The sequence below is a fragment of the Solirubrobacter phytolaccae genome (assembly GCF_027587195.1).
In the GTDB taxonomy this organism is placed as follows: domain Bacteria; phylum Actinomycetota; class Thermoleophilia; order Solirubrobacterales; family Solirubrobacteraceae; genus Solirubrobacter; species Solirubrobacter phytolaccae.
Genome location: NZ_JAPDDP010000024.1, coordinates 66,400 through 90,044, shown reverse-complemented (window position 1 = coordinate 90,044; position 23,645 = coordinate 66,400). Strand labels below are relative to the sequence as shown.

Here is a 23,645-nt window from a genome sequence, read left to right as displayed (position 1 = left end):
CCGACGCTGCGCCCGCCCACGCCGCGCCGCCCAACGCCGCGCCCGACCTCGCCGCGCCGCCCCACGCCGCGCCGGCCCTCGCCGCGGCCACTCTCCCGGCGGCGACGTGATGTTCCGGCTCGCGTTCGCCACGCTGCGTGACCGCTGGCCGTCGCTGGCCGGCGCGTTCGTCGCGCTGGCCCTGGGCGCGGCGCTCGCGATCGGTGCGGGCGCCGTGCTCGTCGCCGCCGACGACGCGGTCGACACCGGTCCCGCGCGCTACGCGGCCGCCCCGATCATCGTGACCGCGCCGCTCGGCGCCGGCGAGGAGCCATACCAGCACCGCGCGGCCGTGCCAGAGACGCTCGCCGCGCGCGTCGCGGCGCTCCCGCAGGTCCGTCGCGTGGTCCGCGACCGCGCCGTCACCGTGCGGGTGGACGGCGTCGCGCTCACGGCGCGTCCCTGGTCCGCGCGACTTCGCACGCGGCTGCTGTCGGGCCGCGCCCCGTCCGCTCCCGACGAGGTCGTCGCCGGCCCCGACCTCGCGGCCGCGAACACGGCGCCACCCTCCGGCGGCGCGACGTCGCTGGGCGGGCGAGGCGCCGACCCGACGGTCGCGCTCGTCGCCGCCGACGGCCCGCGCCGCCTGCGCGTCGTCGGGCGCGTCTCCGCCGGGGTCTTCTTCAGCGACGCCCAGGCGGCCGCGCTCGCGCCGCGCGTCGAGGCGCTCGCCGTCTGGCCACGGTCGGCGGCGCCCGCGGTGCGCAAGATCGTCGGCGACCGCGGCGAGGTCCTGACCGGGTCGCGGCGCGGGCTCGCCGAGCCCAGCCCGGAGCGGGACGCGCTGGCCGGCGCCGGCGTCCTGCTCTCGCTGATGGGCATGACGCTCGCGTTCGTCGCGGTGTTCGTCACGGCTTCGTCGTTCGCGTTCAGCGTCGCGCTGCGGCGGCGGGAGCTCGGGCTGCTGCGTGCGGTCGGCGCGACGCCGCGGCAGGTGCGGCGGCTCGTGCTGCGCGAAGCGGCGCTCGTCGGGGTCGCCGCCGGGCTCGCGGGCGCGGCGCTCAGCCTCGTGATCGGTCCGCTGCTGGGCCGCTGGATCGTGGCGAAAGGACTCGCGCCGCGGTCGATGTCCGTCACGCCGCAGCCGCTCGCGGTGGTGATCGGCGCCGGGTTCATGCTGCTCGTCGGCCTGTGCGGCGCGTGGCTCGCCGCGCGCCGGGCCGCGCGGGTCCGGCCGGCGGAGGCGCTGCGCGACGCGGCCGTCGATCGCGGCGTGATGACCGTCTCGCGCTGGCTGTTCGGCTTGCCGTCGCTGGCCGGGGCGGTCGCGCTCGCGCTGCTCAACGTCGAGGCCGAGCCGGAGGCGCAGCTGCCGCTCGCCTTCGCCGCGGCCTCGCTCGCGATCGTCGGGCTCGGGCTGCTCGCGCCGCTGATCGTCCCGCTCCTGGTCCGCGTCCTCGTGTCGCCGGTCCGCAGCGCCGGCGGCCTGCTGATCCGCCAGCACGCCCGCGCGGGTGTCCGCCGCACGGCCTCGACCGCCGCGCCGGTGCTCGTCGCGATCGGCCTGACCGGCGCGCTCGCCACGATGGTCAACTCGCTCAGCGCCTCCGACGCCGCCTCGACCCGCGCGCGGGTCGCCCCGGACGCGCTGGTGATCACCGCCGACGGTGACCTGTCCGCCGCGGACCTCGCCGCGCTGCGCGCGACCGCGCGGCTCGACGGCGCCACGGCCACGGCGCCGGCAAGCCGCGACGGCGCGACAACCACGGCCGCGACGCCGACGACACGCCGCGACGGCGCGACGAGGGGCGGCGTCCTGCCGACGGCCGCGACGGTCGCCCCGCGCGCGCTCGTCGGCGCGACCCTCGAGGGCGACATGCACCTGCGCGGCACGCTGTTTCGCGCCGTCGCCGCCGAGCGCGCCGCGTTGCCGCTGATGCTCCGCACCCGCGTCCTCCGCGGCTCACTGGAGCGGTTCGACGGCATCGTCCTCGGCGAGCTCACCGCGAAGCAGCTCGGCCTGCGCGTCGGTGAGCGGGTCGGCGCGCGGCTGCCGGACGGGAAGGTCCGCGCTCTGAGCGTCGTCGCGATCGTCGCGGACGGGTTCGGGTCGGTCGGGCTGTTCGTCCCGTACGAGGTGCTCGCCGGGCACGTCAACGACCGCGCCGCGACCGTCGTCTACGCGCGCGGGAACGAACCCGCCCTGCGCGCCGTCGCGAAGCAGCGCGGCCTCGCGATCACCGGCGGCACCGCCACGCGCAAGGTCGCCGACGTCACCGACTCCAGCAACATGAACCCGCTCGCGCTGCAGGTGATCCTCGGCGTCGCGATCCTCTACGTGGCGATCGCGCTCGCCGCCACCGCGGCGACCGGAACGGTGGCCCGCGCGGGCGAGCTCGCGTTGCTGCGCCTCGCCGGCGCGACCCGCGGCGACGTCGTCCGCCTCGTCGCCGCCGAGGCGCTCGCGGTCACGCTCGCCGGCGGCCTGCTCGGCTGCGCGATCACGGCGCTGATCGTCACCGGGCTCCAGCGCGGCGCGGCCGCCCTCGAAGGTCCGGTCGCGATCGCGCTCCCCTGGGCGCTGATCGCCGCGCTCACGGCCGCGTTCGCCGCGATCTCCGTCAGCGCCTCCTCGATCGCGGCCCGGCGCGTGATGGGACCCACGGGCTGACTACGATCCGCGCCATGCTCGTGTCCTCGCGGCCGTGGCGCGCCGTCGCCTACCTGGCCGCGCGGCTCCCGATCCCGACGCTCGGCGCGCTGTTCGTGCTCGCCCCGATCCTCGCCGGCGGCTGGGCGATCGCGCTCGCCGTGCCGGCGACCCTTGCGTACCTCGTGGCCGCCACGCTCGCCACGCCGCTGGAGCGCCGCCTCGTCACGCTCCTCGACAAGCCGCCGATCCCCGCCGCCAAGCCGAACCTCCGCGTCGTGACCCACACCGCCACGAGCGCGATCCTCGCCCCGTTCGAGGTCGCCTTCCTCACGTGCTGGAGCATCGGCAGCCTCGCGCTGATCCTCTCGCCCGCGCTCCTCGGCGAAGGCCCGGTGGCGGCCGGCCTGGTCACGATCGACACCACGACCGAGGCCTGGATCGCCGTGCCGGCCGGGCTCGCGCTGTTCATCGCCGGCACGTACGCGACCGTCGGGCTCGCCGAGGCGCACGCGTTCCTCGCGCGCGAGCTGCTGCGCCCCCAGCCGGACGAGCTGCAACAGCGCGTCACCGAGCTCGCCCGCTCGCGCGTCCGGCTGATCGACGCGTTCGACGTCGAGCGCCGCCGGATCGAGCGCGACCTGCACGACGGCGCGCAGCAGCAGCTCGTCACGCTCGCGATGACGCTGGACCTCGCGCGCATCGAGCTGGAAGGCACGAACACCGAAGCCGAGCGACTCGTCGACCAAGCCCACCGCCAAGCGACCAGCACCATGCGTGAGCTCAAGGACCTGATCCACGGCATCCATCCGCCGGCGCTCGCCGACCGCGGCCTGCCCGGCGCGATCGAGGAGCTCGCGGACCGCTCGCCGCTCCCCATCCGCCACACCACGCAGCTCGATCAGCGGCTGCCCGAGAGCGTCGAGACCGCCGCCTACTTCGTGCTCGCCGAGGCGCTCGCGAACGCCGCCAAGCACAGCGAAGCCGACGCGATCGACCTCGACGTCCAGCTCGCCGACCACACGCTGATCCTCAACGTGCACGACAACGGCAAGGGCGGCGCGCAACCGGCCGGCGGCCTGGCGGGCCTCGGCGACCGCGTCGCGGCCGTCGGCGGGCGGCTCACGCTCCACAGCCCGATCGGCGGACCGACCACGGTGCGAGCGGAGATCCCGTGCCCGTGAGCACCGTCATCGCCGAGGACTCAGGCCTCCTGCGGGACGGCCTGGTCGGCATGCTCGAGCGCTTCGACTTCACCGTCAAGGCCGCCGTCGGTGACGCGGAGCAGCTCCTCAAAGCCGTCGACGAGCACCAACCGCAGCTCGTCATCACCGACGTGCGGATGCCGCCGGACTTCCGCGACGAGGGCCTCAGAGCCGCGCTCGCGCTCCGCGCCAGCCATCCCGGGCTCAAGATCGTCGTGCTCAGCCAGTACGTCGAGCAGACCTCCGCGGCGGAGCTGCTCGCGGGCGAGCAGGGCGGCGTCGGCTACCTGCTCAAGGACCGCGTCGCCGACGTCCGCGCCCTCGTCGCCGCCCTCCACCACGTCCTCGAGGGCGGAACCGTCGTCGACCCCGAGGTCGTCCGCCGCCTGCTCGCCCAGCATCCGCTCGAACGGCTCACCGCGCGTGAGCGCGAGACGCTCGCGCTGATGGCCGAAGGGCACTCCAACAGCGCGATCGCCAAGCGGCTCGTCGTCACCGAGACCACCGTCGCCAAGCACATCCGCAACGTCTTCGACAAGCTCGACCTCCCGCCGACCGAGGACCATCACCGCCGCGTGCTCGCGGTCGTCGCCTACCTGCAGGGGTAACAACCACTTCACGCGCCGATGCACCGGATGAGCGAGAACCGGGCGCGTGAAAACACTCCCCAGAACCCTTGCCGCGGCACTGGCCGTCGCGGCACTGGCCGCGCCGTCCACCGCGGCCGCCGCGGGCCTGGCGCTCACGGACGAGACCGAGCGCATCGGTCCGGGCGTCACGCTCCGCCACCTGGTCACGCTCTCCGAGATCGGCTGGACCGACGCCCAGGTGCTCGAGGTCGACCTGCAGCGCGACGGCGTCCGCACGGACCTGCTGACCGCCGGTCCTGTCGCGCGCGGCAGCGCGCTCAGCGCCCAGGTCCGTGAGGCCGGCGCCGTCGCCGGCGTCAACGGCGACTTCTTCGACATCAACAACTCGAACGCCGCGATCGGCCCGGAGATCCTCAACGGGGCGATCCGCAAGTCCGGCATCGGCCGCACCCAGGTCGCCGGTGTCTCCACCGACCGCCTCGGCCGGCTCGCGAACCTCACGCTCGAGGCCACCGCGACGCTCCCGTCCGGCCCGCGCGCGGTGCGTTCCCTGAACGACCCGACCGAAGTCGGCGCGAACCAGATCGCCGCCTACACGCCGCTGTGGGGCGCGTTCAGCCGCACGCGCGGGGTCCAGGGCGCGACCGACATCGCCGAGGTGATCGTCACCGACGGCAAGGTCGCCTCGATCACCCCGACCACGGCCGGAGCGGGTGAGCTTCCCGCCAACAGCTTCGCGCTCGTCGGCCGCGAGGCCGGCGCGACCGCCCTGCGCGCGCTGCAGGTCGGCGACGCCGTCAGCCTCGCGTACGACCTCAAGAGCGACATCACCGACAAGCTCACGTTCGCCGTCGGCGGCAACGTGATCCTCGTCAAGAACGGCATCCCGCAGCCGGGCGCCGGCGGCGAGCTCGCCCCGCGCACCGCGATCGGCTTCAAGAACGGCGGCAAGACGCTGATGCTGGTCACGGCCGACGGTCGCCAGTCGCTGGTGCTCGGCCCGACCGTGCGTCAGACCGCCGAGCTGATGGCGGACCTGGGCGCCGAGACCGCGCTCAACCTCGACGGCGGCGGCTCGACGACGATGATCGCCCGCCCGCTCGGCAACCCGCTCCCCACGCTCCGCAACTCGCCGTCCGACGGCAGCGAGCGCAGCGACCCGAACGGCGTCGGCATCTTCCTCGCCAAGGGCGACGGCACCGTGCACGACCTCGTGATCTCGCCCGCCGAAGCGCGCGTCTTCCCCGGCCTGCGCCGCACCTTCAGCGCCGCGGGCCTCGACGATCGCGACACGCCGGTCGAGGCCGGCGCCATCACGTGGACCGGCGGCAGCAACGTCTTCACCGCCCCGGACAAGCCCGGCACCGTCACCGTCACCGCCAAGTCCGGCACCGTCGAGGCCAGCACCGAGGTGCGGGTGTTGAAGCAGCCCGTCGAGCTCGAGCCGAGCTCTCTGCGCCTGAGCTACGCCGACCCGAGCGCCGCGACCTCCACGCTGCGCGTCAACGGCCGCGACGAGGACGGCTTCGCCACCACGATCGACCCCGCCGACCTCACGCTCGAGTACGACAAGACTGTGCTCGACATCACGGCCGCCGGTGACGCCCTGCGCGTCGACCCGATCGCCGACGGCGCCACCATCCTCACCATCAAGGCCGCCGGCCTGACCGCCCGCGTGCCCGTCACGGTCGGCGCGCAGCGCGTGCTGATCGACGGCTTCGACGCCGAGAACGTCTGGAACTACCGTCACGACCGCGCGGCCGGCGGCACGGCGCAGATCGTCGACGAGGGCCGCACGGGCAAGGGCCTGAAGGTCACCTACGACTTCACGCAGGCGACCGCGACCCGCTCCGCCGGCGGTGTCCTGCGCACGCAGAAGACGCTCCCCGGCCAGCCGCTGCGCGCTTCCGTGTGGGTCAAGGGCGACGGCAACGGCCAGTGGGTGACGATCTCGCTGCGCGACGCCGCCAACAAGGTCATCGACCTGCGCCCCGGCTACGCCACCGGCACGGAGTGGACGAAGTTCTCCGTCAACCTGCCGGCCAGCGGCGTCGAGTACCCGGTCCGGGTCGACAACGTGCGCCTGATCGAGACGGCCGCCGCCCGCCAGTACAAGGGCTCGTTCATCCTCGACGACCTCGAGGTCGAGGTCCCGGCCGAGATCGCGACCCCCGCCGCCGACGCGCCGCTGCCCGACCGCCTGATCGACGCCGACGGCGAGCTGACCGACACGGACTGGAGCTTCGCCGCGCTCTCCGACGTCCAGTTCACGGCCGCCGCGCCCGACCTGAGCAAGGTCGCGATCGCCGCGCTCAAGCGCATCCGCTCGCACAACCCGGACTTCGTCGTGCTCAACGGCGACATCGTCGACACGGGCTACCAGGCCGACGTCGACCTCGCCAAGCAGGTGCTGGAGGCCGGCGGCTGCGACCTGGTCGAGCAAGGCGCCCCGGGCGCTCCCACCACGGACAAGGTCCCGTGCCTGTACGTCCCCGGCAACCACGAGTCCTACGGCACCGACAACCTGAACGCGTGGAAGGCCGTCTTCGGCGATCCGTATCGCACGTTCGACCACAAGGGCGTCCGGTTCGTCCTGCTCAACAGCACGCGCGGCACCTTCCGCGGCTCGGACTACGCGCAGCTGCCGATGCTGCAGAGCGCGCTCGACTCCGCCGCCACCGACGACTCCGTCAAGCGCGTCGTCGTCTTCGCCCACCACCCGACCAACGACCCGGACCCGGGCGACGCGTCCCAGCTCGGCGACCGCAAGGAGGTCCAGCTGATCGAGAAGCTGCTCGCCGACTTCAAGAAGCCCGCGCTGATGGTCGGCTCGCACGCGCAGATCGTCAACGTCGAGCGCGTCGAAGGCGCGGCCTACATGGTCCTGCCGTCGAGCGGCAAGTCGCCGTACGGCACGCCGGACCGCGGCGGCTTCACGGGCTGGGTCCGGTACGGGGTGGGCGACACCATCACGGCCGACGTCCGCGCGTTCGCCCAGACCGTCAACGTCACCGGCCCGGACGCGCTCGCGGCCGGTTCGTCCGCCACGCTCGGCGGCGACCTGATCCAGCCCAACGGCGTCGCCACCGGCACGCGCAAGGTGCCGCTGCGGTACCCGATGAGCGTGCGCTGGTCGGGCAGCGATTCCCTCCAGCTCAACGGCAACGTCGACGAGGCGCGCAAGGCCGGGAAGGTCGCCGTCCTGAACACGACCACGCGCGAGCTGACCGCGGTCCGCGCCGGCGAGGTCAAGGTCGCCGTCGAGGCCGACTCGATGCGCGAGGGCGACGACCTCGCCCCGGTCAAGGGCGAGAAGACGATCCAGGTCGCGCCGTACGTGGCGCCGCCGGTCGAGAGCACCGTCGGCGGCTCCGTGCCGGCCACGCTCTCGCTCACGCTGGGCACGCCTGCGAGCTTCGGCACGTTCCGCGCGGGTGAGGACGGCGTCTACACGGCCTCGACCGCCGCCACCGTCACCTCCACCGCCGGCGACGCGGCGCTGACCGTGAGCGACCCCGGCCACCTCACCAACGGCGCCTTCCAGCTCGCCCAGCCGCTGGAGATCCTGACGGGCCCGAAGACCTACACCGGCCCCGTCACCAACGACACGTTCGCGATCACCTTCCAGCAGAAGATCGCGCGCACCGACCCGCTGCGGACCGGGACCTACAGCCGGACGCTGACGTTCACGCTTTCGACTTCCACGCCGTGAGCATGTACTGAAGGACGGCCTCGCCGCTGAGGTCCAGGGACTCCTTGGACACGGCGGTGAGGTCGTCGCAGGTCTGGTGCCAGCACTCGAACGTGAAGTCGATCAGGTCGATCGACGGGATGCCCTTGCGGATGAACGGCGTGTGGTCGTCGAGCACGACGCCCTGCGACTCCTCCGGGAACACGGACGCCGACCCGACCTGCTCGGCCGCCTTGCGCAGCCGCGCCCACATCTTCTCGTCCGAGCTCTCCTCGCGCGGGATCGAGAGGTCCTTGTCGGCGACGAAGTCGAGCAGCACGAGCTCCTTGACGTCCTTCGCGTGCTTGTCCGCGTAGGCCTTCGAGCCGCGCACGCCGGTGCCGTAGAAGTCGTTGTCGTCGGTCGCCTCTTCGCCGTCGAAGAACACGAAGCGGATCGGCGGCGCGTTCTTGGGCCGCTTCATCCCCTTCATGACGCGCGCGATCTCCAGCACGGCCGCGGTGCCGCCCGCACCGTCGTTGGCGCCGACGAAGCCCGGGATGTCCTTGGTGTCGTAGTGCGCGGCGAGCACGATCGCCTTGCCCTTGCCGGGGATCTCGCCGACGACGTTGGTCAGCCCGCCCGGCACGCTCTCGAACTTGCCGCGCGGGATGCGCGCCTTGATGTAGCCGGCGAGCTTCTTGAGCTCGGGTGAGCCCGCCGGGCGCGGGCCGAGGTTGACCTGGTACTCGAGCTGCTTCCAGGCACGGTCCTCGTCGAAGCGGTCCTTGCGCGCCACACCGGCGGCGGTCGCGGTCGGCGTCTCGGTGGGCCGCACGTCGGGCGCGGAGGTCTGCGGCGTGCTGCTCTCGACGGGCGCGGCGGGGTCGTCGCCGCCACACGCCGCCAGCGCGACCGCACACATCAACGTCGCGAGCATCGAGTTCCTAGTCGTTGGAGGTCACCGCCTCGAGCAGGTCCGCGAAGCGCTCGCGGGCCGCCTCGCGGCGGGTGGGGACGTGCTCGGACGGCACGTCGGCGGGCTCGTAGCCGCGCAGCACGCGACGCGCCACCGACTGGCGGTGGACCTCATCGGCCCCGTCATACAGACGGGCGGCGCGGGCGTAGCGGTACATCGCCTCCAAGGGTAGGTCGGTCGAGTATCCAAGTGCCCCATGAACCTGGATCGCGCGGTCGATCACGTCGTGGAGCACCCGCGCGCCGTAGAACTTGATCATCGAGATCTCGGTCCGCGCGGCCGAAGCGCCCTCGTTGTCCATCTTCCAGGCGGCGTGCAGCGTCATCAGCCGGGCAGCATGCATCTCGGCCGCTGAGTCGGCGATGAAGTTCTGGATGCTCTGCTTCTCGGCGAGCGGACCGCCGAATGCGTGGCGGGACACCGCGCGCTCGCACAGCGCGTCGAACGCGCGCCTGGACACACCCAGCCAGCGCATCGCGTGATGGATGCGCCCCGGGCCGAGCCGGTGCTGGGCGATCAGGAAGCCCTCGCCCTCGCCGCCGAGCAGCGCGTCGGCGGGGACGCGCACGTCCTCGTAGCGGATCTCGGCGTGGTTGCCGTAGTGGCCGAAGCTGTCGCCCGGGTGCTCCATCGTCGCGACGTCGCGGATGATGTTCACGCCCGGGGTGTCGGCATCGACGATGAACATCGACGCGCGCTGGTGTGGCCGCGCGTCCGGGTCGGTGACCGCCATCACGATCAGGAAGTCCGCGATCGAGCCGTTGGTGGAGAACCACTTGTGGCCGCTGATCACCCAGTCGTCGCCGTCGCGGGTCGCGCGCGTCTGCAGGAGCGTCGGGTCGGAGCCCGCCGTGTCCGGCTCGGTCATCGAGAACGCGCTGCGCAGGTCTCCCGCGAGCAGCGGGTGCAGGTAGCGGTCCTTCTGGTCGTTCGTGCCCGCGAGCGCGAGGATCTCGCTGTTGCCGCTGTCGGGCGCGGCGTTGCCGAACACCGCCGGCGCGAGCGGGCTCGTGCCGAGGATCTCGTGCATGAGCCCGAGCTTGACCTGCCCGTAGCCCTGCCCGCCCAGGTCCGGCGGCAGGTGCGCGGCCCACAGGCCGCGCTCCTTCACGCGCTGTTGCAGCGGCGCGATCGCGCGCTTGAACCCTTCGTACCCCAGGTCGTCGAAGACGGTCTCGATCGGCCACACCTCGTCGCGGACGAGGTTGCGCATCCAGTCCAGGTCCTCCTGGAACTCAGGCTCGGTGGCGAAGTCCCATGCCATGCGTCGATCATCGCACGGCGCGCTCGACGAACCACAGGATGAGTCCGAAGACGATCAGCCCGCCCGCCCACAGGACGAGCTTCGGGTCGTCCGTGACCGACTGGACCGCGAGGCCCGCGCAGGTGATGATGCCGAGGTACGGGAGCACCGTCGGCGCCTTGAAGTGCTCGTGGTCGACGCGCTCGCCGCGCAGCTTGAGCAGCGCGACGTGCACCCCGATGAAGACCACCAGGAGCAGCAGGACGGTGGTGTCGGCCAGCGTCGTGAGGTCGCCGATGACGACGAGCACGGCGGCGATGCTCGCGGTGAAGGCGATCGCCACCCACGGCGTGCGGCGGCCGCGGTGGACCGTGCCGAGCACCTCGGGGACGACCTTCTCGCGCGCCATGCCGTACATCAGCCGGCTGGCCATGATCAGGTTCAGCAGGCAGCCGTTGATGAGCGCGAACAGGGCGATCGCGGCGAAGACCTTGCTATTGACCGCGAGCGGGCCCTGCGTGACGACCTCGAGCAGCGGACCGTCGCTGTCCGCGAGCGTGTTCGCGGGCACGGTCATGCCGGCGATGATCGTCACGAGCAGGTAGACGCCGCCGGCGATGGCGAGGCCGGTGAACAGCGTCCGCGGGAACGACTTCGTCGCGTCCTTGGTCTCCTCCGCGACGTTGACGGCGTCCTCGAAGCCGATCAGCGCGTAGAAGGCGATGCTGGCGCCCGCGACCATCAGCAGCGCGGGCGTGGCGTCGTCGTTGAACTCGAGCGCGGCGCCGGGGTCGCCGCCGCCGTCGAACAGGAACGTGGCGCCGATCACCACGACGAGGAACAGGCCGGCGATCTCGATCAGCGTGCAGACGACGTTGAAGCCCGCCGACTCCTTGATGCCGCGGAAGTTGATCGCGGTGACGACGGCGATCACGATCAGGCCGACGAGGATCTGCGGGAGCTCGACGAACTGGCTCAGGTAGTCGCCGCCGAACGCCGTCGCGAGCGCGGCGGCGGAGGCGAGGCCCGAGCACATCACGGCGAACGCGACGACGAACGTCAGCAGGTCGCTCCGGAACGCCTTGTGGATGTAGAGCGCCGCGCCGGCGGCCTGCGGGTACTTGCTCACCAGCTCCGCGTAGGAGGCGGCCGTGAACGCGGCGACGATGGCCGCGATCAGGAATCCGGTCCAGATCGCGCCGCCGATCTCCCCCGCGACCTCGCCCGTCCGCGCGTAGATCCCGCCGCCGAGGATGTCGCCGACGATGAAGAGCAGCAGCGTCTTCTTGGTGATGCCTGCGGCGAGCGGGCTCCCGTCGTCACGGTCGGCCGGGCCAGAAGAGGTGTCCGCGTAGGCAGCCATTGAGGCGCGGTACCCAGGTCTGGACCCCATCAAGCCCCGCGCGCAAAGCGCCGATACAGCGAGCGTGACGTCCCGAGCCCTCTCCCTCCTCGCTGCGTTCGCCAGCCCACTCTTCCTCGCCGCCGCCGTCGCCGGTTGGCTCTATGGCGTGTGGCCCGCCACGCCGCTCACCTTCACCGTCGCCGCGGTCGTCGTGGCCGGCGGCCCGATCCTCGGCATCTGGCACGTCGCCACGGCCGAGAAGGACTACATCGACGCCGACTACGTCGAGGAGCCCACGGTGTTCATGCCGCCCGTGGCGCCCGAGCCCGCACCGGTCGTCGACACGCCCCGGGCCGCCGCCGCGCGCGCCTTCAACAACTGGCGCGACAAGCCCAACGAGGCCATCGCCCTGCGGGAGCGCGAGCGCCGCGCGAACGCCTACGTCCGGAGCCCGTCGAGCACGGTCTGAAGGATCGGCTCGACGTACGCCGCGTCGCCCTGAATCCGGGCGACGGCGACGACGAGCTCCAGCACCTGCTCAAGCGTGAGGTCCGCGCGGACCTGGCCCGCCTCCTGCGCCGCCGCGAGCAACGGGCGGCCGGCGCCGACCACGCGTGGGTAGCCCTGGCCGAACACGGGGTTGTCGGCGTCCGTCTGCGCGAGCAGCTCGGACGCGACGGCGCGCTTGCTCGTGAAGTACTCGAAGAAGCGGCGCAGCCACGCTTCCAACCGCTCCGCCGGCGTGTCGCCCGCGACCGTCTCGGCGGCCGCGCAGACCGCATCGACCTCGTCGAGGTAGAGGGCCTCGAGGAGCTCACGGCGGCTGGGGAAGTTGCGGTACAGCGTGGCCATCCCGACACCGGCGCGGCGCGAGATCTCGGCCATCGAGACGTCCGTGTCGACCTCCGCGAACGCGGTGCGAGCGGCGGTGAGGATCTTCTGGCGGTTGCGCTCGGCGTCGGCGCGGCGGGTGGGGGTCTCAGGCATGGGTCGTAAGTGGACAGGCTATCCGCTACCCTGAGCGGACACCCTCTCCGGTTCGAGGACGGATTCTATGACAGACGCACCCCGGTTCGGGATCATGACCGCGCCGCAGCAGGTCGCCTACGCCGACATCCAGCGGGTCTGGCGGGAGGCGGACGCGATCCCCGCGATCGAGCACGCGTGGCTGTTCGACCATCTGCTGCCGATCGGCGGCGACCCGCTCGGGCCGATCATGGAGGGCTGGACGCTGCTCTCCGCGCTCGCCGCGCAGACCTCGCGCCTGCGGCTCGGCGTGATGGTCACCAGCAACCGCATCCGCCCGCCGGCCGTGCTGGCGAAGATCGCGGCGACGGTCGACATCGTCGCCGACGGCCGCCTGGACTTCGGCCTCGGCGCCGGCTCCCGCCCGAGCTGGCCCGGCGCGAGCCGCGAGTACGACGCGCACGGCCTCCCGTTCCACGACGCCAAGCACGCCATGGGCAGCCTCGCCGAGGCGTGCACGCTCATCCGGCGCCTCTGGACCGAGGACGAGCCCTTCGACTTCGACGGCACCTTCCACCAGCTCACCGGCGCGTTCTGCAACCCCAAGCCCGTGCAGGCCACGCCGCCGCTCATGCTCGGCGGACGCAGCACCGCGGTCCTGCGGATCGCGGCCGAGCACGCCGACCTCATGAACATCACGGGCGCCGACCTCGACGACTCGATCGCCCGCAGCAAGGTCCTCGACGGGCTGTGCGAGCGCATCGGCCGCGACCCGTCGACGCTCACCCGCTCGATCTTCCTCCCGGCCTCCTACGAGCAGCCGGAGACCACCCGCGAGGCGATCGCGAAGATGACCGGCGCCGGCTTCACCCACATCGTCCTCGGCCTTCCGGCCCCGTACCCGGACGGCGTCGCCCAGTGGGTCGCCGACGAGCTCGTGCGAACGTAGCCGTGTGCTTCTCGCCGCCGCCTGCGTATCCGTCGTGCTCGGGACGATGCTGCAGGCGGCGACCGGGTTCGGGTTCAGCCTCGTCGCCGCGCCGCTCGTGTTCGCGGCGCTGGACGCCGAGCCGGCGGTGGTGCTGTTGCTGCTCCTCGGGCTCGAGGTGAACGTGCTGACGCTCGTGAGCGAGCACCGCACGCCGCGGCCGCTGAAGCGGTCGGCGATCACGATGCTCGCGTACGCCGCGCCCGGCGCGTTCGCCGGCGTGATCGTGCTGCGGGCGCTACCGGAGGTCGCGCTGCAGGTGGCCGTGACGGTCGGCGTCGCGGGCACGCTGCTCGCACGGCGGGTGACCACCGCGCACGTCCCCGCGGGCATCGCCGGGCTCGCCGCGGGCGCGCTCACCACGACGACCAGCACCAACGGGCCGCCGATGCTGCTGCACCTGCTAGGCCGCGGCGCGAAGCCCGAGCAGGTGCGGGACACGCTCACCGTGTGCTTCATCGGGCTCGCGGCGCTGGGTGCGTTCGCGCTCGTCTCGTCGGGCCAACCCGAGACGCCCGACGGCACGCTGACCCTCGCGCTCATCCCGGCCGTCGCGCTCGCGCACGTGATCGGGCGCCGCGGCTTTACCAGGCTCGCGCAGGGCGAGCACTACGAGCGCGTGTTAACCGCTGTGATGGTCGTGGCGGTCTTGGTTGGGCTCGTTGGAGCGCTCAGTTAGGCTCTCGCATGAATGGCGCAGGCGCACGGAGACCGGCTTTCAGCCGTTGACGCATCGTTTCTGGCGCAGGAGCGGGCGAACAGCCACATGCACATCGGCGCGGTCCTCATCCTCGAGGGTCCACCGCCGACGTACGAGGACTTCCTCAACCACATCCGGTCGCGACTGCACCTCGTGCCGCGCTACCGGCAGAAGCTCGCCGTCCCGCCGCTGGAGACGGGCCGGCCGATCTGGATCGACGACGCGAGCTTCAACCTCGAGTACCACGTCCGCCACACCGCGCTGCCGTCGCCCGGCTCGCAGGAGCAGCTGCGCGCGCTCGCCGCGCGCATCCACTCCCAGCGCCTGGATCGCGCGAAGCCGCTGTGGGAGCTGTGGCTCGTGCAGGGCCTCGAGGACGGCCGTTTCGCACTGATCTCCAAGACCCACCACGCGCTCGTCGACGGCATCAGCGGCGTGGACCTGATGACGGTGATGTTCGACCTCTCGCCGGTCCCCCAGGCCGCCCCGCACGAGGGCGAGCCGTGGACCGCGCAGCCCGAGCCGAACCCCGTGCAGCTCGCCGCCCGCGGCGTCAAGGGCCTCGCCCGCCTGCCGCTGGAGCTCGCGAACGGCGCGCTCGCCGCCGCCACGCACCCCGGCGCCTCGCTCGACCAGGTCAAGGAGGCGCTCGAGGGCATCGGCGAGGTCGCGTGGGCGGGCCTGAACCCGGCGCCCGAGACGCCACTCAACGTCCCGATCGGCCCGCACCGCCGGCTGTCCTTCGTCCGCAACGACCTCGACGACTTCAAGCTCGTCAAGAACACGCTCGGCGGCACGGTCAACGACGTCGTGCTGACCGTCGTCGCGGGCGGCCTGCGCACCTGGCTCCGCTCGCGCGGCGTGCGCACCGAAGGGCTGGAGCTGCGCGCGCTGGTGCCCGTGTCCGTGCGCACGAAGGACGACAAGGGCCAGCTCGGCAACCGGATCGTCGTCATGCGCGGCCCGCTGCCCGTCTACGTCGAGGACCCGGTCGCGCGCCTGCGCGTCGTGCGCCACGCGATGGACGGCTTGAAGGAGTCCAAGCAGGCCGTCGGCGCGGCGGCGATCTCCGGCCTCGAGGCGCTCGCGCCGCCGACGATCCTCGCCCAGGCCAGCCGCCTGCAGTTCTCCACGCGGCTGTTCAACCTGCTCGTCACGAACGTCCCCGGCCCGCAGTTCCCGATCTACATCCTCGGCCGCGAGCTGCTGGACACCTATCCGGTCGCGTTCCTGCCGGAGAACCAGTCGCTGGCCGTGGCGATCATGTCCTACAACGGCGGCATGGACTTCGGCCTGCTCGGGGACTACGACAACCTGCCCGACATCGAGGACCTTGGACAGGCACTCAAGGACGCGCTGGCGGAGCTCGTCCAGGCCGCGGGCGGCAAGCCGCGAGGGCGCCGAAAGAAAGCTTCAGCCGTGTAACACGACGTAGTTAGACACAGCCCGCTACAGTTTTAGGCATGTCTAACTTGCTTCGTGGAGTCGTGGTCGCGGGAGTCCTCGCGCTCGCGCTCTCCGGCTGCGGCACGTCGGACACCGCCGATTCCGGCAAGCCGAAGGTCCTGACGACCTTCACCGTGGTCGCCGACATGGTCCGCCAGGTCGGCGGCGACCGGATCGAGGTGGCGTCGATCACGAAGCCCGGCGCCGAGATCCACGGCTACGAGCCGACGCCGTCGGACCTCAAGCACGCCGCGACCTCCGACCTCGTGCTGCAGAACGGGATGGGCCTCGAGCGCTGGTTCGAGCAGTTCGTCGACCTGGCCGACGCCAAGCACGTGACGCTCACGACGGGCGTGAAGCCGATCCCGATCGCGGGCGAGAGCGAGTACGCGGGCAAGCCCAACCCGCACGCCTGGATGTCGGTCTCCAACGCGAAGATCTACGTCGAGAACATCCGCAAGGCGCTGACGGACCTCGACCCCGCGGGCGCGGCCGTGTTCGCGGCCAACGCGCGGGAGTACAGCGGCGCGCTCGACGAGGTCGGCGCGACGGTCAAGCGCGAGCTGGCCGCGCTCCCGCCCCAGCGCCGCGCGCTCGTCACCTGCGAGGGCGCGTTCTCCTACATGGCCCGCGACTTCGGCCTGACCGAGCGCTACCTGTGGCCGGTCAACGCCGAGCAGGAGGGCACGCCGCAGCAGATCGCGTCCACCGTCACGTTCGTGCGCGGCTCCCAGGTGCCCGCGATCTTCTGCGAGTCGACCGTCAGCGACAAGGCTCAGAAGCAGGTCGCCAACGAGTCCGGCGCGCGCTTCGGCGGCGTCCTCTACGTCGACTCCCTCTCGGAGGCCGGCGGCCCGGTCCCCACCTACCTCGACCTCCTCCGCCGCGACGCGGACACGATCATCGCCGGCCTCACTGGAGCCTCCACATGACCCACGCCATCACCGCGACCGGCCTGCGCGTCCGCTACGGCGACACGCTCGCGCTCGACGGGCTGGACCTGACCGTCGACGCGGGCCTCGTGCACGGCCTGATCGGGATGAACGGCTCCGGCAAGTCGACGCTGTTCAAGGCGTTGATGGGGCTCGTGAAGCTGGACGCCGGCGACGTGCGCCTGTTCGAGGCTCCGCCCGAGCGCGCCCGCCGCGACGGCCGCGTCGCGTACGCGCCCCAGAGCGAGGACGTCGACTGGGCGTTCCCGATCTCCGTCGAGGAGGTCGTGACGATGGGCCGCTACGGGCAGATGGGCTGGCGCCGCCGCAGCAGCGAGGACGACCGCCGGCGCGTCACCGAAGCGCTGGAGCGGGTGGAGCTCGCCGACCTGCGCGACCGCCAGATCGGCGCGCTCTCCGGCGGCCAGCGCAAGCGCGCGTTCGTCGCCCGTGGCCTCGCCCAGGGCGCGGAGCTGCTGTTCCTGGACGAGCCGTTCGCGGGCGTGGACAAGCGCAGCGAGGCGACGCTCACGCAGCTGCTGCGCGACCTCGCCGCCGAAGGCCGCACGATCGTCGTCTCCACGCACGACCTCGTCGCCGTGCCCGCGCTGTGCGACAAGGTCGCGCTGATCAACCGCCGGATCATCGCCCACGGCGACGTCGACGAGACGCTGCGCCCGGACCTGCTGGCCGAGGCCTTCGGCGGCTTCGTCCCGCAGGAGGCGCTGCGCGCATGAACGAGCTGCTGCTGGAGCCCCTGACCTTCGAGTTCATGCAGCGGGCGATGCTCGTCGCGGTGGTCGTCGGCGTCGCGTGCGCGGTGCTGTCGTGCTGGCTGACGCTGCTCGGCTGGTCGCTGATGGGCGACGCCGTCTCGCACGCCGTGCTCCCCGGCGTGGTGCTCAGCTACGTGATCGGCGCGCCGTTCGCGGCCGGCGCGTTCCTGTTCGGCGCCGGCGCGGTCGGCCTCATCGGCGGGCTCAACCGCACGAGCCGCGTGAAGGAGGACGCCGCGATCGGCATCGTCTTCACCGGCCTGTTCGCGCTCGGGCTCGTGCTGGTGAGCGTGATCCCGTCGCAGGTCGACCTCTTCCACATCCTCTTCGGCAACGTGCTCGGCGTCAGCGACAGCGACATCTGGCAGGTGCTCGTGCTCGGCGCGATCGTGATCGTCGCGCTGCTGCTGTTGCGCAAGTCGCTCGTGCTCTACGCGTTCGATCCCGTTCACGCACACGCGATCGGGATCTCGCCGCGGCGGCTGGAGATCGTGCTGCTCGGCGCGCTCGCGCTGACGGTGATCGTCGCGCTGCAGGCCGTCGGCATCGTGCTCGTCGTGGCGATGCTGATCACGCCCGGCGCGACCGCGTACCTGCTGACGGATCGCTTCGACCGGATGCTCGCGCTGGCGATCACGACCGGCGTGCTGTCGACCGTGCTCGGGACCTACCTCAGCTACCACTTCGACGCGTCGACCGGCGGCATGATCGTCGTCGTGCTCACCGTGCTCTTCCTGCTCGCCTACTTGTTCAGCCCGAAGCACGGGGTGCTCACCGCGCGCTAGCGGGTAGTGGTCAGGACGTGCGACGCGCGTTCATGACCTTCGCGGCAATCGGCGCGCTGCTCGCGGGCTGCGGCAACCAGGACAGAGCCAAGGAGGAACCGAGCGCGATGGTCGACGAGTGGGACGCCGAGCAGCGCAAGGTCCTCGGTGCGGCACGCTTTCCCATCTACGTGGCGGAAGGCGTGCCGATGGAGCTCGGCGGCTGGGGGCACGCGCCCGAGGGCGGGCTCCCGCCCAGCCACGTGCGCTTGACGGGCGTCGACGAGCAGACGGAGCTGTCCGTCGACTCCGACCCGGTCGACGAGTACGAGCACGACTGGCGCGCCGAGGCGGCCGACCGCGTGCGCGACCTCGACGACCCCGACGCGAAGGCTGTCTCCTCTACGCGCTCCCTGCGCGTCGACGGCGTCAAGCTCCCGTTCGCGTTCGCTTCGCGGGGCGAGGACTGGGCCGCCATCGCCCGCGTCGGGGAGGTCGTGATCACCGTGAGCGCCCGCGGCGTCGATCCCGACGCGCTGCACCTGCGGCGGCTGGTCGACCCGCTCGAGGTGCTGTCCGACACGCCGAAGTACGCGCCGCCGCGCGAGGCGTTCGACGTGCTCGACCCGCGGCGGGTGCGGGAGCTCACGGCCGGCACGCCGCTGGAGGACTCCGGGCCCGAGCTGGCCAAGGCGGCCCGGCCCGGCCTCGCGCTCCTCGCCACGGACGAGCGGAGCTCGAGCTGGATCGGCGGCAGGCCCGCCCTGCCCGCCGACATGCACTGGCCGACCGGCGCGCACGGGCCGATGGTGTTCATCGCGCAGCTCGCGCTCGCCGATCTCGATCCGAAGGTGTGGCCCGGCCCCCGGGAGGGTCACCTGCACATCTTCTGCGCCGCCGACGAGTCACTCGGCTTCGAGGACGAGGGCGCGTGTCGCGTCCTGCACTCCGTCGACGCGGTCGAGGAGCGTGACTTCCCGCCCGACCTGCACGAGTACGGCGAGCTGCACCGGCAACGGGTGGAGCCCAGCGTCGGCCTGACGGTGCCCGACCGACTGGGAACGGACTACGACTGGGAGCAGCTCTGGTCGCTCCGGGAGCGCCTCGCGAGCGAGCAGGGCTGGCTCAACAGCGAAGGCCAGCTGCTCGGCTGGCCCTTCTGGCAGAACGACGACAACCTCGGGTATCTTGCGGGGCTCGGCGGGGGTGAGGCCGCGGACTGGACCGTGCTGCTGCAGACCGGTGCGCTCGACGGCGAGCTCTACGTCGCCCTTCCGACCGCCGATCTCGCCGCGGGTCGCTTCGACCGTGCCGAGGCCATCATCGAGTTCGACTGAGCATCCGAATGCAACAACTGATCCGCATCGTCGAGCGGCGTCCGCTCATCGCCGTCGCCGCGCTGGTCGTGGTCGTGCTGCTCGTGGGCCTCGGTCCGCGCCTGGTGTCGTTCGGCGACGACGGGCACGCGCTCAGGGAGAACTCGCTCGAGCTGATCCCGGCCGCGATCGCGCTCACCTACATGGACATGGCCGGAGCGGGCGACCGGAGCGGCGCGTGCAGCGCGCTCACCGACGAGGCGGCCGACGCGTCCCGCTGCGACACCCCGAACCCGCGCCCGCGCCGCTGCGGCAGCGCCACACCTGAGGACGTGCGGGTCGGGCGCTTCACGCCCCCGTTCGCCACCATCCACGCCGGCGACTGCACGTTCAAGCTCGAGGAGCAGGGCTCCGGGGACTGGCGCGTGGCCGAGATCACCGATCGCTGACGGCCTCAGATGCCGGCGCGCGCCTCGTGCTGGTTGCCCTCGGCGTCGCGCCACGTGAACTTGCGCACGCGGCGGCCCTCGTACATGAAGCCGTTCTCGCCGGTGGGGAGCGTGACGGTGCGGCCCTTGAAGTGCACCGTGACCTCCTGCACGCCGTCGGGCAGCAGGACGTCGTAGACCGTGTTCGGGCGGTAGAACGTCTTGCCCCAGATCGGCTTGGACATCGCCGTGCTCGGATCGAACGGGCCGCAGCCGCCGCCGCCCGGGCGCTCGGCGTCGACGCGGGTGAACAGGCAGAGGCCGACGCGCCCTCGGTCCACGGTCGGGATGACGTAGGTGGCGCGCTCGCCGAGCGTCGCCACCCGCCGCGCGCGCTCCCACTCGAGCTCGATCGAGGACATGGCCGGCTCGCGCAGGCGGTTCGGCGGGCGGTCGCTCGCCCGGGCCGGCCGGCGGAAGACGCCGTAGACCTTGGCGAGCTCACGCTCGGCGTCGTCGAGCGTGACGCCCGGGGTCGCGGTCGCCGTCGCCGTGGGCGTGACGGTCGCCTCGCCGGGCAGCGTCTCGTCCGTGCGCGGGAGGCTGCCCGCCAGCGCGAACACGACCGCCGCCAGCGCGACCGGCACGGCGACCGCGAGCGTGAGCCGACGGCGGCGCCGCGCGGTGTGTCGGCGCGCGGTGTCGCGCAGCGCGTCCCGCAGGGCAGGGATCTCGCTCATGCTTCCTCCTCCTCCAGGACGGCGCGCAACGTGGCGAGCCCTCGGCTGACCCGCTTGCGCGCGACGAGCTCCGAGCACTGCAGGATCGCCGCGACCTCGCGGTACGGCTGCTCCTCCAGCACGCGCGCGCTGACCGCGGCGGCCTGATCAGGCGGCAGCAGCGCGAGCAGCTTCTCCGCGGGCCACGAGCCCAGCGCGTCCACGCGCGCGAGGTCCTCGTCGTCGTACTCGACCCGCGCCATCGCGAGCTTGCGTCGCGCCCGCGCCTCGACCTGCCCGCGCTCGAACGAGCGCAGCAGCTTGTGGCGGGCGATCCCGAGCAGCCACGCGACCGGCGGACCGTCGCCCGGCCGGTACCGGCGCGCGGACGCGAGCGCGGCGACGAACGTCTCGGCCGTGAGGTCCAGCGCCGTGTCGGCCGAGCCGGTGCGGCGCCGCAGCCACGCGAGCACGAGCCGCTCGTGCCGCAGGTAGAACGCGTCGAAGGCCGCCGGGTCCTTCGGGGCGTGCGCCAGGAGCGCTTCGTCGGTGCGGAGGTCGTCCACTAGAACGTTCCTTCCGAGATCACGCGGGAACGTGACCGCGGTTGCCGAGGCGGCTCAGGGATTCGTGGTGAGCAGGAGCTTGAACGCTCCGGTCTGCGAGGCGAAGAAGCACTGCCCGGTGACCGGGTGGCAGGCGGTCTCGAACGAGGCGCCCTCGACCGCGATCCAGTACGTCTTCTGCGCGCTCGCCTGGAATGTGAAGGCCGGGGTGTCGCCCTGCTCGTTGCTGGCCGCCCGCACGAGGCTCAAAGCGGATGGCCCGGGCGCGCTCGCCGCCGACTGGTACGCGGCGACGCAGAGCGCGAAGGTCTCGTCGGTGACGGCCACGGAGACGACCGTGTCGGCGGAAGCGGTCCAGCGGTGCCAGACCGACGCGCTGGCGAACGTGTCCCCACAGTGGTGCGGCTCGCCCGCCTCCCGCGTCGCGCCGACGTTCGCGCCGAACGCCGTCGTGCCGGGTGTCAACGTCACGGCGTCGGCGAGGTTGTCGTTGGCCAGGTTCAGCGTCATCCGCAGACGGCCGGCGGCCGGGAACGGCGTCGCCGCCGGGCCGACCTTGCCGTCGACCGCGATCCACACCACGTCGCCCGCGACGACGCCGAACGCGAGCTGGCTCGTCTTCTGGCCGGGCGCGTCGTCGTTGGCGGCGAGTGCGGTGAGCTGACCACCCGGGCCTTCGCGGTAGGTCGCGAGCAGCGTGTCGTACGAGCTGCCGAACGTGCTGAGGGTGGCACTGCCGGCACGCGGGACCGTCCACTTGAACCAGACGGACGCACCACCGGCGTTGCCCGCGTGCGCAGGCTCACCCGGCTCCTTGGACGCGGTCCACGTCGGCTGCTCGAGCTGCGTGCCCCAGGCGGTGATGGCCCGCGCCGCCGCGCGGTTGTCGTTCGGCACCACGTGCGCGGCGCGCACCGCCGTCATCAGGTCCAGACGCGGGTGCGTGCGCCCCGAGCGCGGGTCGGTGATCTGCGTCCCCGACGTCCGGACGAAGTCCTGGAGCTCCTGCGGGGTGGACTGCGGACGCAGGCTCGCGAGGACCGCCACCGCGCCGGCGACGTGTGGTGCGGCCTGGGAGGTGCCGCCCATCGTCCGCCCGCCGGCGGTGATGCCCGTGCCGGGCGCGAGCACGCCGAGCTGCGGACCGTCCTGCGAGCCCGGACGCAGAGCGTCGCTGTCGTCGGTCCCGCCGACCGCGAACGCGACGCAGGCGGGATCGCCGATGCCGTCCACGAAGTTGCCCGAGCCATCTCGCGCGGAGTTCCCCGACGACGCGACGGGGACGATGCCGGCGGAGCGCATGCCGATGAGGGCGTTGGTGTACGGGTGGCGCCCCCAGAAGCTGCTGTCGCACGAGCCGAGGTGGTGGCTGTCGCTCCCGAAGCTCATGTTGACGGCGCGGATGTTGTGCTTCGCGCGGTTGCGCAGCACCCAGTCGAGCGCTTCGATGACGTCGTGGTCGTGCGCCGGCAGGCCGTCGAAGACGTCGAGGGCCAGGATCCTCGCCCCGGGAGCGACCGCGGACACGATGCCCGCGACGTTCGACCCGTGCCCGTGCGCGTCGAGGGCACCGTCGTCCGGCGCGGTGTCCAGCGCCGCGGACACGCGGCACACGTCGGCCGGCGTGGCGGCCTGGCCGGCCGCCACGCACGCGCCGAAGTCCGGCTGGGTGAAGTCCACCCCGGTGTCCAGCACGGCGACCCCGACCCCTTGCCCCATGAGGCTCCGCGCCAGGACCGGTGGCTGCGAGATGCGCGGCAGCGAGCTGGCCGTCGTCGACACGCGCACCTCGTCGGCCGCGATCGAGCGGACCTCGGGCGTGTTCAGGAGCGCGACCGCCGCCGCGGGGCTCGCGATGCGCACGTGGACGAGCGGGACGAGCTGGTAGGTCTGCAGCACCTGGACCTGGCTGCGGTGGGCGATGGGACGTCGCAGGTCGGCGATCGCGGTCCGGGTGCCGGTGATCTGGCGCGGGGTGCCCACACCCAGTGAAGGCACACGCCCCGCGTCGTCGAGGATGGCGAGCGCCTCGACGGCGACACCGGCGTCGAGCTGCGTCGCGAGCGCAGGGTCGAGCGCTCCGCGCCGGGCCGCTTCACTGACGGTCGTGAACGGCGTCGGCGCGCGCAGTCGTGCGCGCCCCGCCTTGGGGCGATGGCAGTGCAAGCCGTACCGGTGATACGCCCGGTCGAGCCGCACCACGCAGAACTGGCCGGGACGCAGGCAGCGGTCCCGCCCCTCGATCGTCGCCGCCCGCAGCGCCTTCCCGCAGGCTCGCTGGGCCTGCGCCTGGGCCGGGAGGCCGTGGAGGACCGCGATGGCTACCAGCCAGACCGGCAGGGAGCGCGCGGCGATGGTCAGGATGCGTCGAACGTTACAGGTT

The 23,645-nt window shown here is 72.6% G+C and carries 20 protein-coding genes; 13 read left to right on the top strand and 7 right to left on the bottom strand.

Annotation, left to right across the window (positions count from 1 at the left end; all coding sequences use genetic code 11):
- Positions 1–109: 109 nt before the first annotated feature.
- From OJ997_RS15245 to OJ997_RS15230, 4 genes are read left to right on the top strand one after another with little or no spacing between them, the layout of a single operon-like run.
- Entirely contained in the window at positions 110–2,650 is a 2,541-nt protein-coding gene (locus tag OJ997_RS15245; RefSeq protein WP_270026015.1) for an ABC transporter permease, read from the top strand.
- Positions 2,651–2,664: 14 nt separating this feature from the next.
- A complete protein-coding gene (locus tag OJ997_RS15240) occupies positions 2,665–3,813 on the top strand; it encodes a sensor histidine kinase (RefSeq protein ID WP_270026014.1) in 1,149 nt (382 codons plus the stop codon).
- Complete coding sequence (locus tag OJ997_RS15235) at positions 3,810–4,442, top strand: response regulator (RefSeq protein WP_270026013.1); 633 nt, start codon at positions 3,810–3,812, stop codon at positions 4,440–4,442. Before OJ997_RS15240 ends, OJ997_RS15235 begins: the two co-directional genes overlap by 4 nt.
- 46 nt (positions 4,443–4,488) lie before the next feature.
- A complete protein-coding gene (locus OJ997_RS15230; protein WP_270026012.1) occupies positions 4,489–8,136 on the top strand; it encodes a phosphodiester glycosidase family protein in 3,648 nt (1,215 codons plus the stop codon).
- Here OJ997_RS15230 and OJ997_RS15225 read toward each other — a convergent pair.
- The 3 genes from OJ997_RS15225 to OJ997_RS15215 are packed head-to-tail and all read right to left on the bottom strand — an operon-like array spanning position 8,111 to position 11,679.
- Positions 8,111–9,034: a M28 family metallopeptidase gene (locus OJ997_RS15225; RefSeq protein WP_270026011.1), complete on the bottom strand. Its 924-nt coding sequence runs from the start codon at positions 9,032–9,034 to the stop codon at positions 8,111–8,113. The genes OJ997_RS15230 and OJ997_RS15225 overlap by 26 nt on opposite strands.
- A 7-nt stretch (positions 9,035–9,041) precedes the next feature.
- The gene (locus OJ997_RS15220; protein ID WP_270026010.1) at positions 9,042–10,337 is read right to left on the bottom strand and encodes an acyl-CoA dehydrogenase family protein; all 1,296 of its coding nucleotides are present in this window, start codon (positions 10,335–10,337) and stop codon (positions 9,042–9,044) included.
- A 7-nt stretch (positions 10,338–10,344) separates the two neighbouring features.
- Entirely contained in the window at positions 10,345–11,679 is a 1,335-nt protein-coding gene (locus OJ997_RS15215) for an APC family permease (RefSeq protein ID WP_270026009.1), read from the bottom strand.
- 64 nt (positions 11,680–11,743) lie between these two features.
- On the opposite strand from OJ997_RS15215, the gene OJ997_RS15210 reads away from it, so the two are divergent.
- A complete protein-coding gene (locus tag OJ997_RS15210; protein ID WP_270026008.1) occupies positions 11,744–12,130 on the top strand; it encodes a hypothetical protein in 387 nt (128 codons plus the stop codon).
- Here the strand turns inward: OJ997_RS15210 and OJ997_RS15205 are convergent.
- Positions 12,100–12,648 (bottom strand): TetR/AcrR family transcriptional regulator, encoded by a 549-nt coding sequence (locus OJ997_RS15205; RefSeq protein WP_270026007.1) that lies wholly within the window; start codon positions 12,646–12,648, stop codon positions 12,100–12,102. The two genes, OJ997_RS15210 and OJ997_RS15205, sit on opposite strands and share 31 nt — an antisense overlap.
- 67 nt (positions 12,649–12,715) lie before the next feature.
- Here OJ997_RS15205 and OJ997_RS15200 point away from each other — a divergent pair, with 67 nt between their 5' ends.
- Genes OJ997_RS15200 through OJ997_RS15165 form a run of 8 tightly spaced genes read left to right on the top strand, consistent with a single transcriptional unit; the run spans position 12,716 to position 19,998 of the window.
- Positions 12,716–13,576, top strand: a complete 861-nt coding sequence (locus OJ997_RS15200) for an LLM class flavin-dependent oxidoreductase (RefSeq protein ID WP_270026006.1) — start codon at positions 12,716–12,718, stop codon at positions 13,574–13,576.
- Between the two features lie 4 nt (positions 13,577–13,580).
- Positions 13,581–14,294, top strand: coding sequence for a TSUP family transporter (locus OJ997_RS15195; RefSeq protein WP_270026005.1), 714 nt, complete (start codon positions 13,581–13,583; stop codon positions 14,292–14,294).
- A gap of 12 nt (positions 14,295–14,306) precedes the next feature.
- Entirely contained in the window at positions 14,307–15,740 is a 1,434-nt protein-coding gene (locus OJ997_RS15190; protein ID WP_270026004.1) for a WS/DGAT/MGAT family O-acyltransferase, read from the top strand.
- Between the two features lie 38 nt (positions 15,741–15,778).
- Positions 15,779–16,693 (top strand): metal ABC transporter substrate-binding protein, encoded by a 915-nt coding sequence (locus OJ997_RS15185; protein WP_270026003.1) that lies wholly within the window; start codon positions 15,779–15,781, stop codon positions 16,691–16,693.
- The gene (locus OJ997_RS15180; protein WP_270026002.1) at positions 16,690–17,430 is read left to right on the top strand and encodes a metal ABC transporter ATP-binding protein; all 741 of its coding nucleotides are present in this window, start codon (positions 16,690–16,692) and stop codon (positions 17,428–17,430) included. The genes OJ997_RS15185 and OJ997_RS15180 overlap by 4 nt, the downstream gene beginning before the upstream one ends.
- Entirely contained in the window at positions 17,427–18,254 is an 828-nt protein-coding gene (locus tag OJ997_RS15175) for a metal ABC transporter permease (protein WP_270026001.1), read from the top strand. The genes OJ997_RS15180 and OJ997_RS15175 overlap by 4 nt, the downstream gene beginning before the upstream one ends.
- A 32-nt stretch (positions 18,255–18,286) precedes the next feature.
- Entirely contained in the window at positions 18,287–19,570 is a 1,284-nt protein-coding gene (locus OJ997_RS15170; protein ID WP_270026000.1) for a DUF1963 domain-containing protein, read from the top strand.
- A gap of 8 nt (positions 19,571–19,578) precedes the next feature.
- Positions 19,579–19,998, top strand: a complete 420-nt coding sequence (locus OJ997_RS15165; RefSeq protein ID WP_270025999.1) for a hypothetical protein — start codon at positions 19,579–19,581, stop codon at positions 19,996–19,998.
- Between the two features lie 5 nt (positions 19,999–20,003).
- On the opposite strand, the gene OJ997_RS15160 is transcribed toward OJ997_RS15165, so the two are convergent.
- The 3 genes from OJ997_RS15160 to OJ997_RS15150 are packed head-to-tail and all read right to left on the bottom strand — an operon-like array spanning position 20,004 to position 23,428.
- A complete protein-coding gene (locus OJ997_RS15160) occupies positions 20,004–20,717 on the bottom strand; it encodes a hypothetical protein (RefSeq protein WP_270025998.1) in 714 nt (237 codons plus the stop codon).
- Positions 20,714–21,262 (bottom strand): RNA polymerase sigma factor, encoded by a 549-nt coding sequence (locus OJ997_RS15155; RefSeq protein ID WP_270025997.1) that lies wholly within the window; start codon positions 21,260–21,262, stop codon positions 20,714–20,716. The genes OJ997_RS15160 and OJ997_RS15155 overlap by 4 nt, the downstream gene beginning before the upstream one ends.
- A 54-nt stretch (positions 21,263–21,316) precedes the next feature.
- Positions 21,317–23,428: a S8 family peptidase gene (locus OJ997_RS15150; RefSeq protein ID WP_270025996.1), complete on the bottom strand. Its 2,112-nt coding sequence runs from the start codon at positions 23,426–23,428 to the stop codon at positions 21,317–21,319.
- Positions 23,429–23,645: the final 217 nt, after the last annotated feature.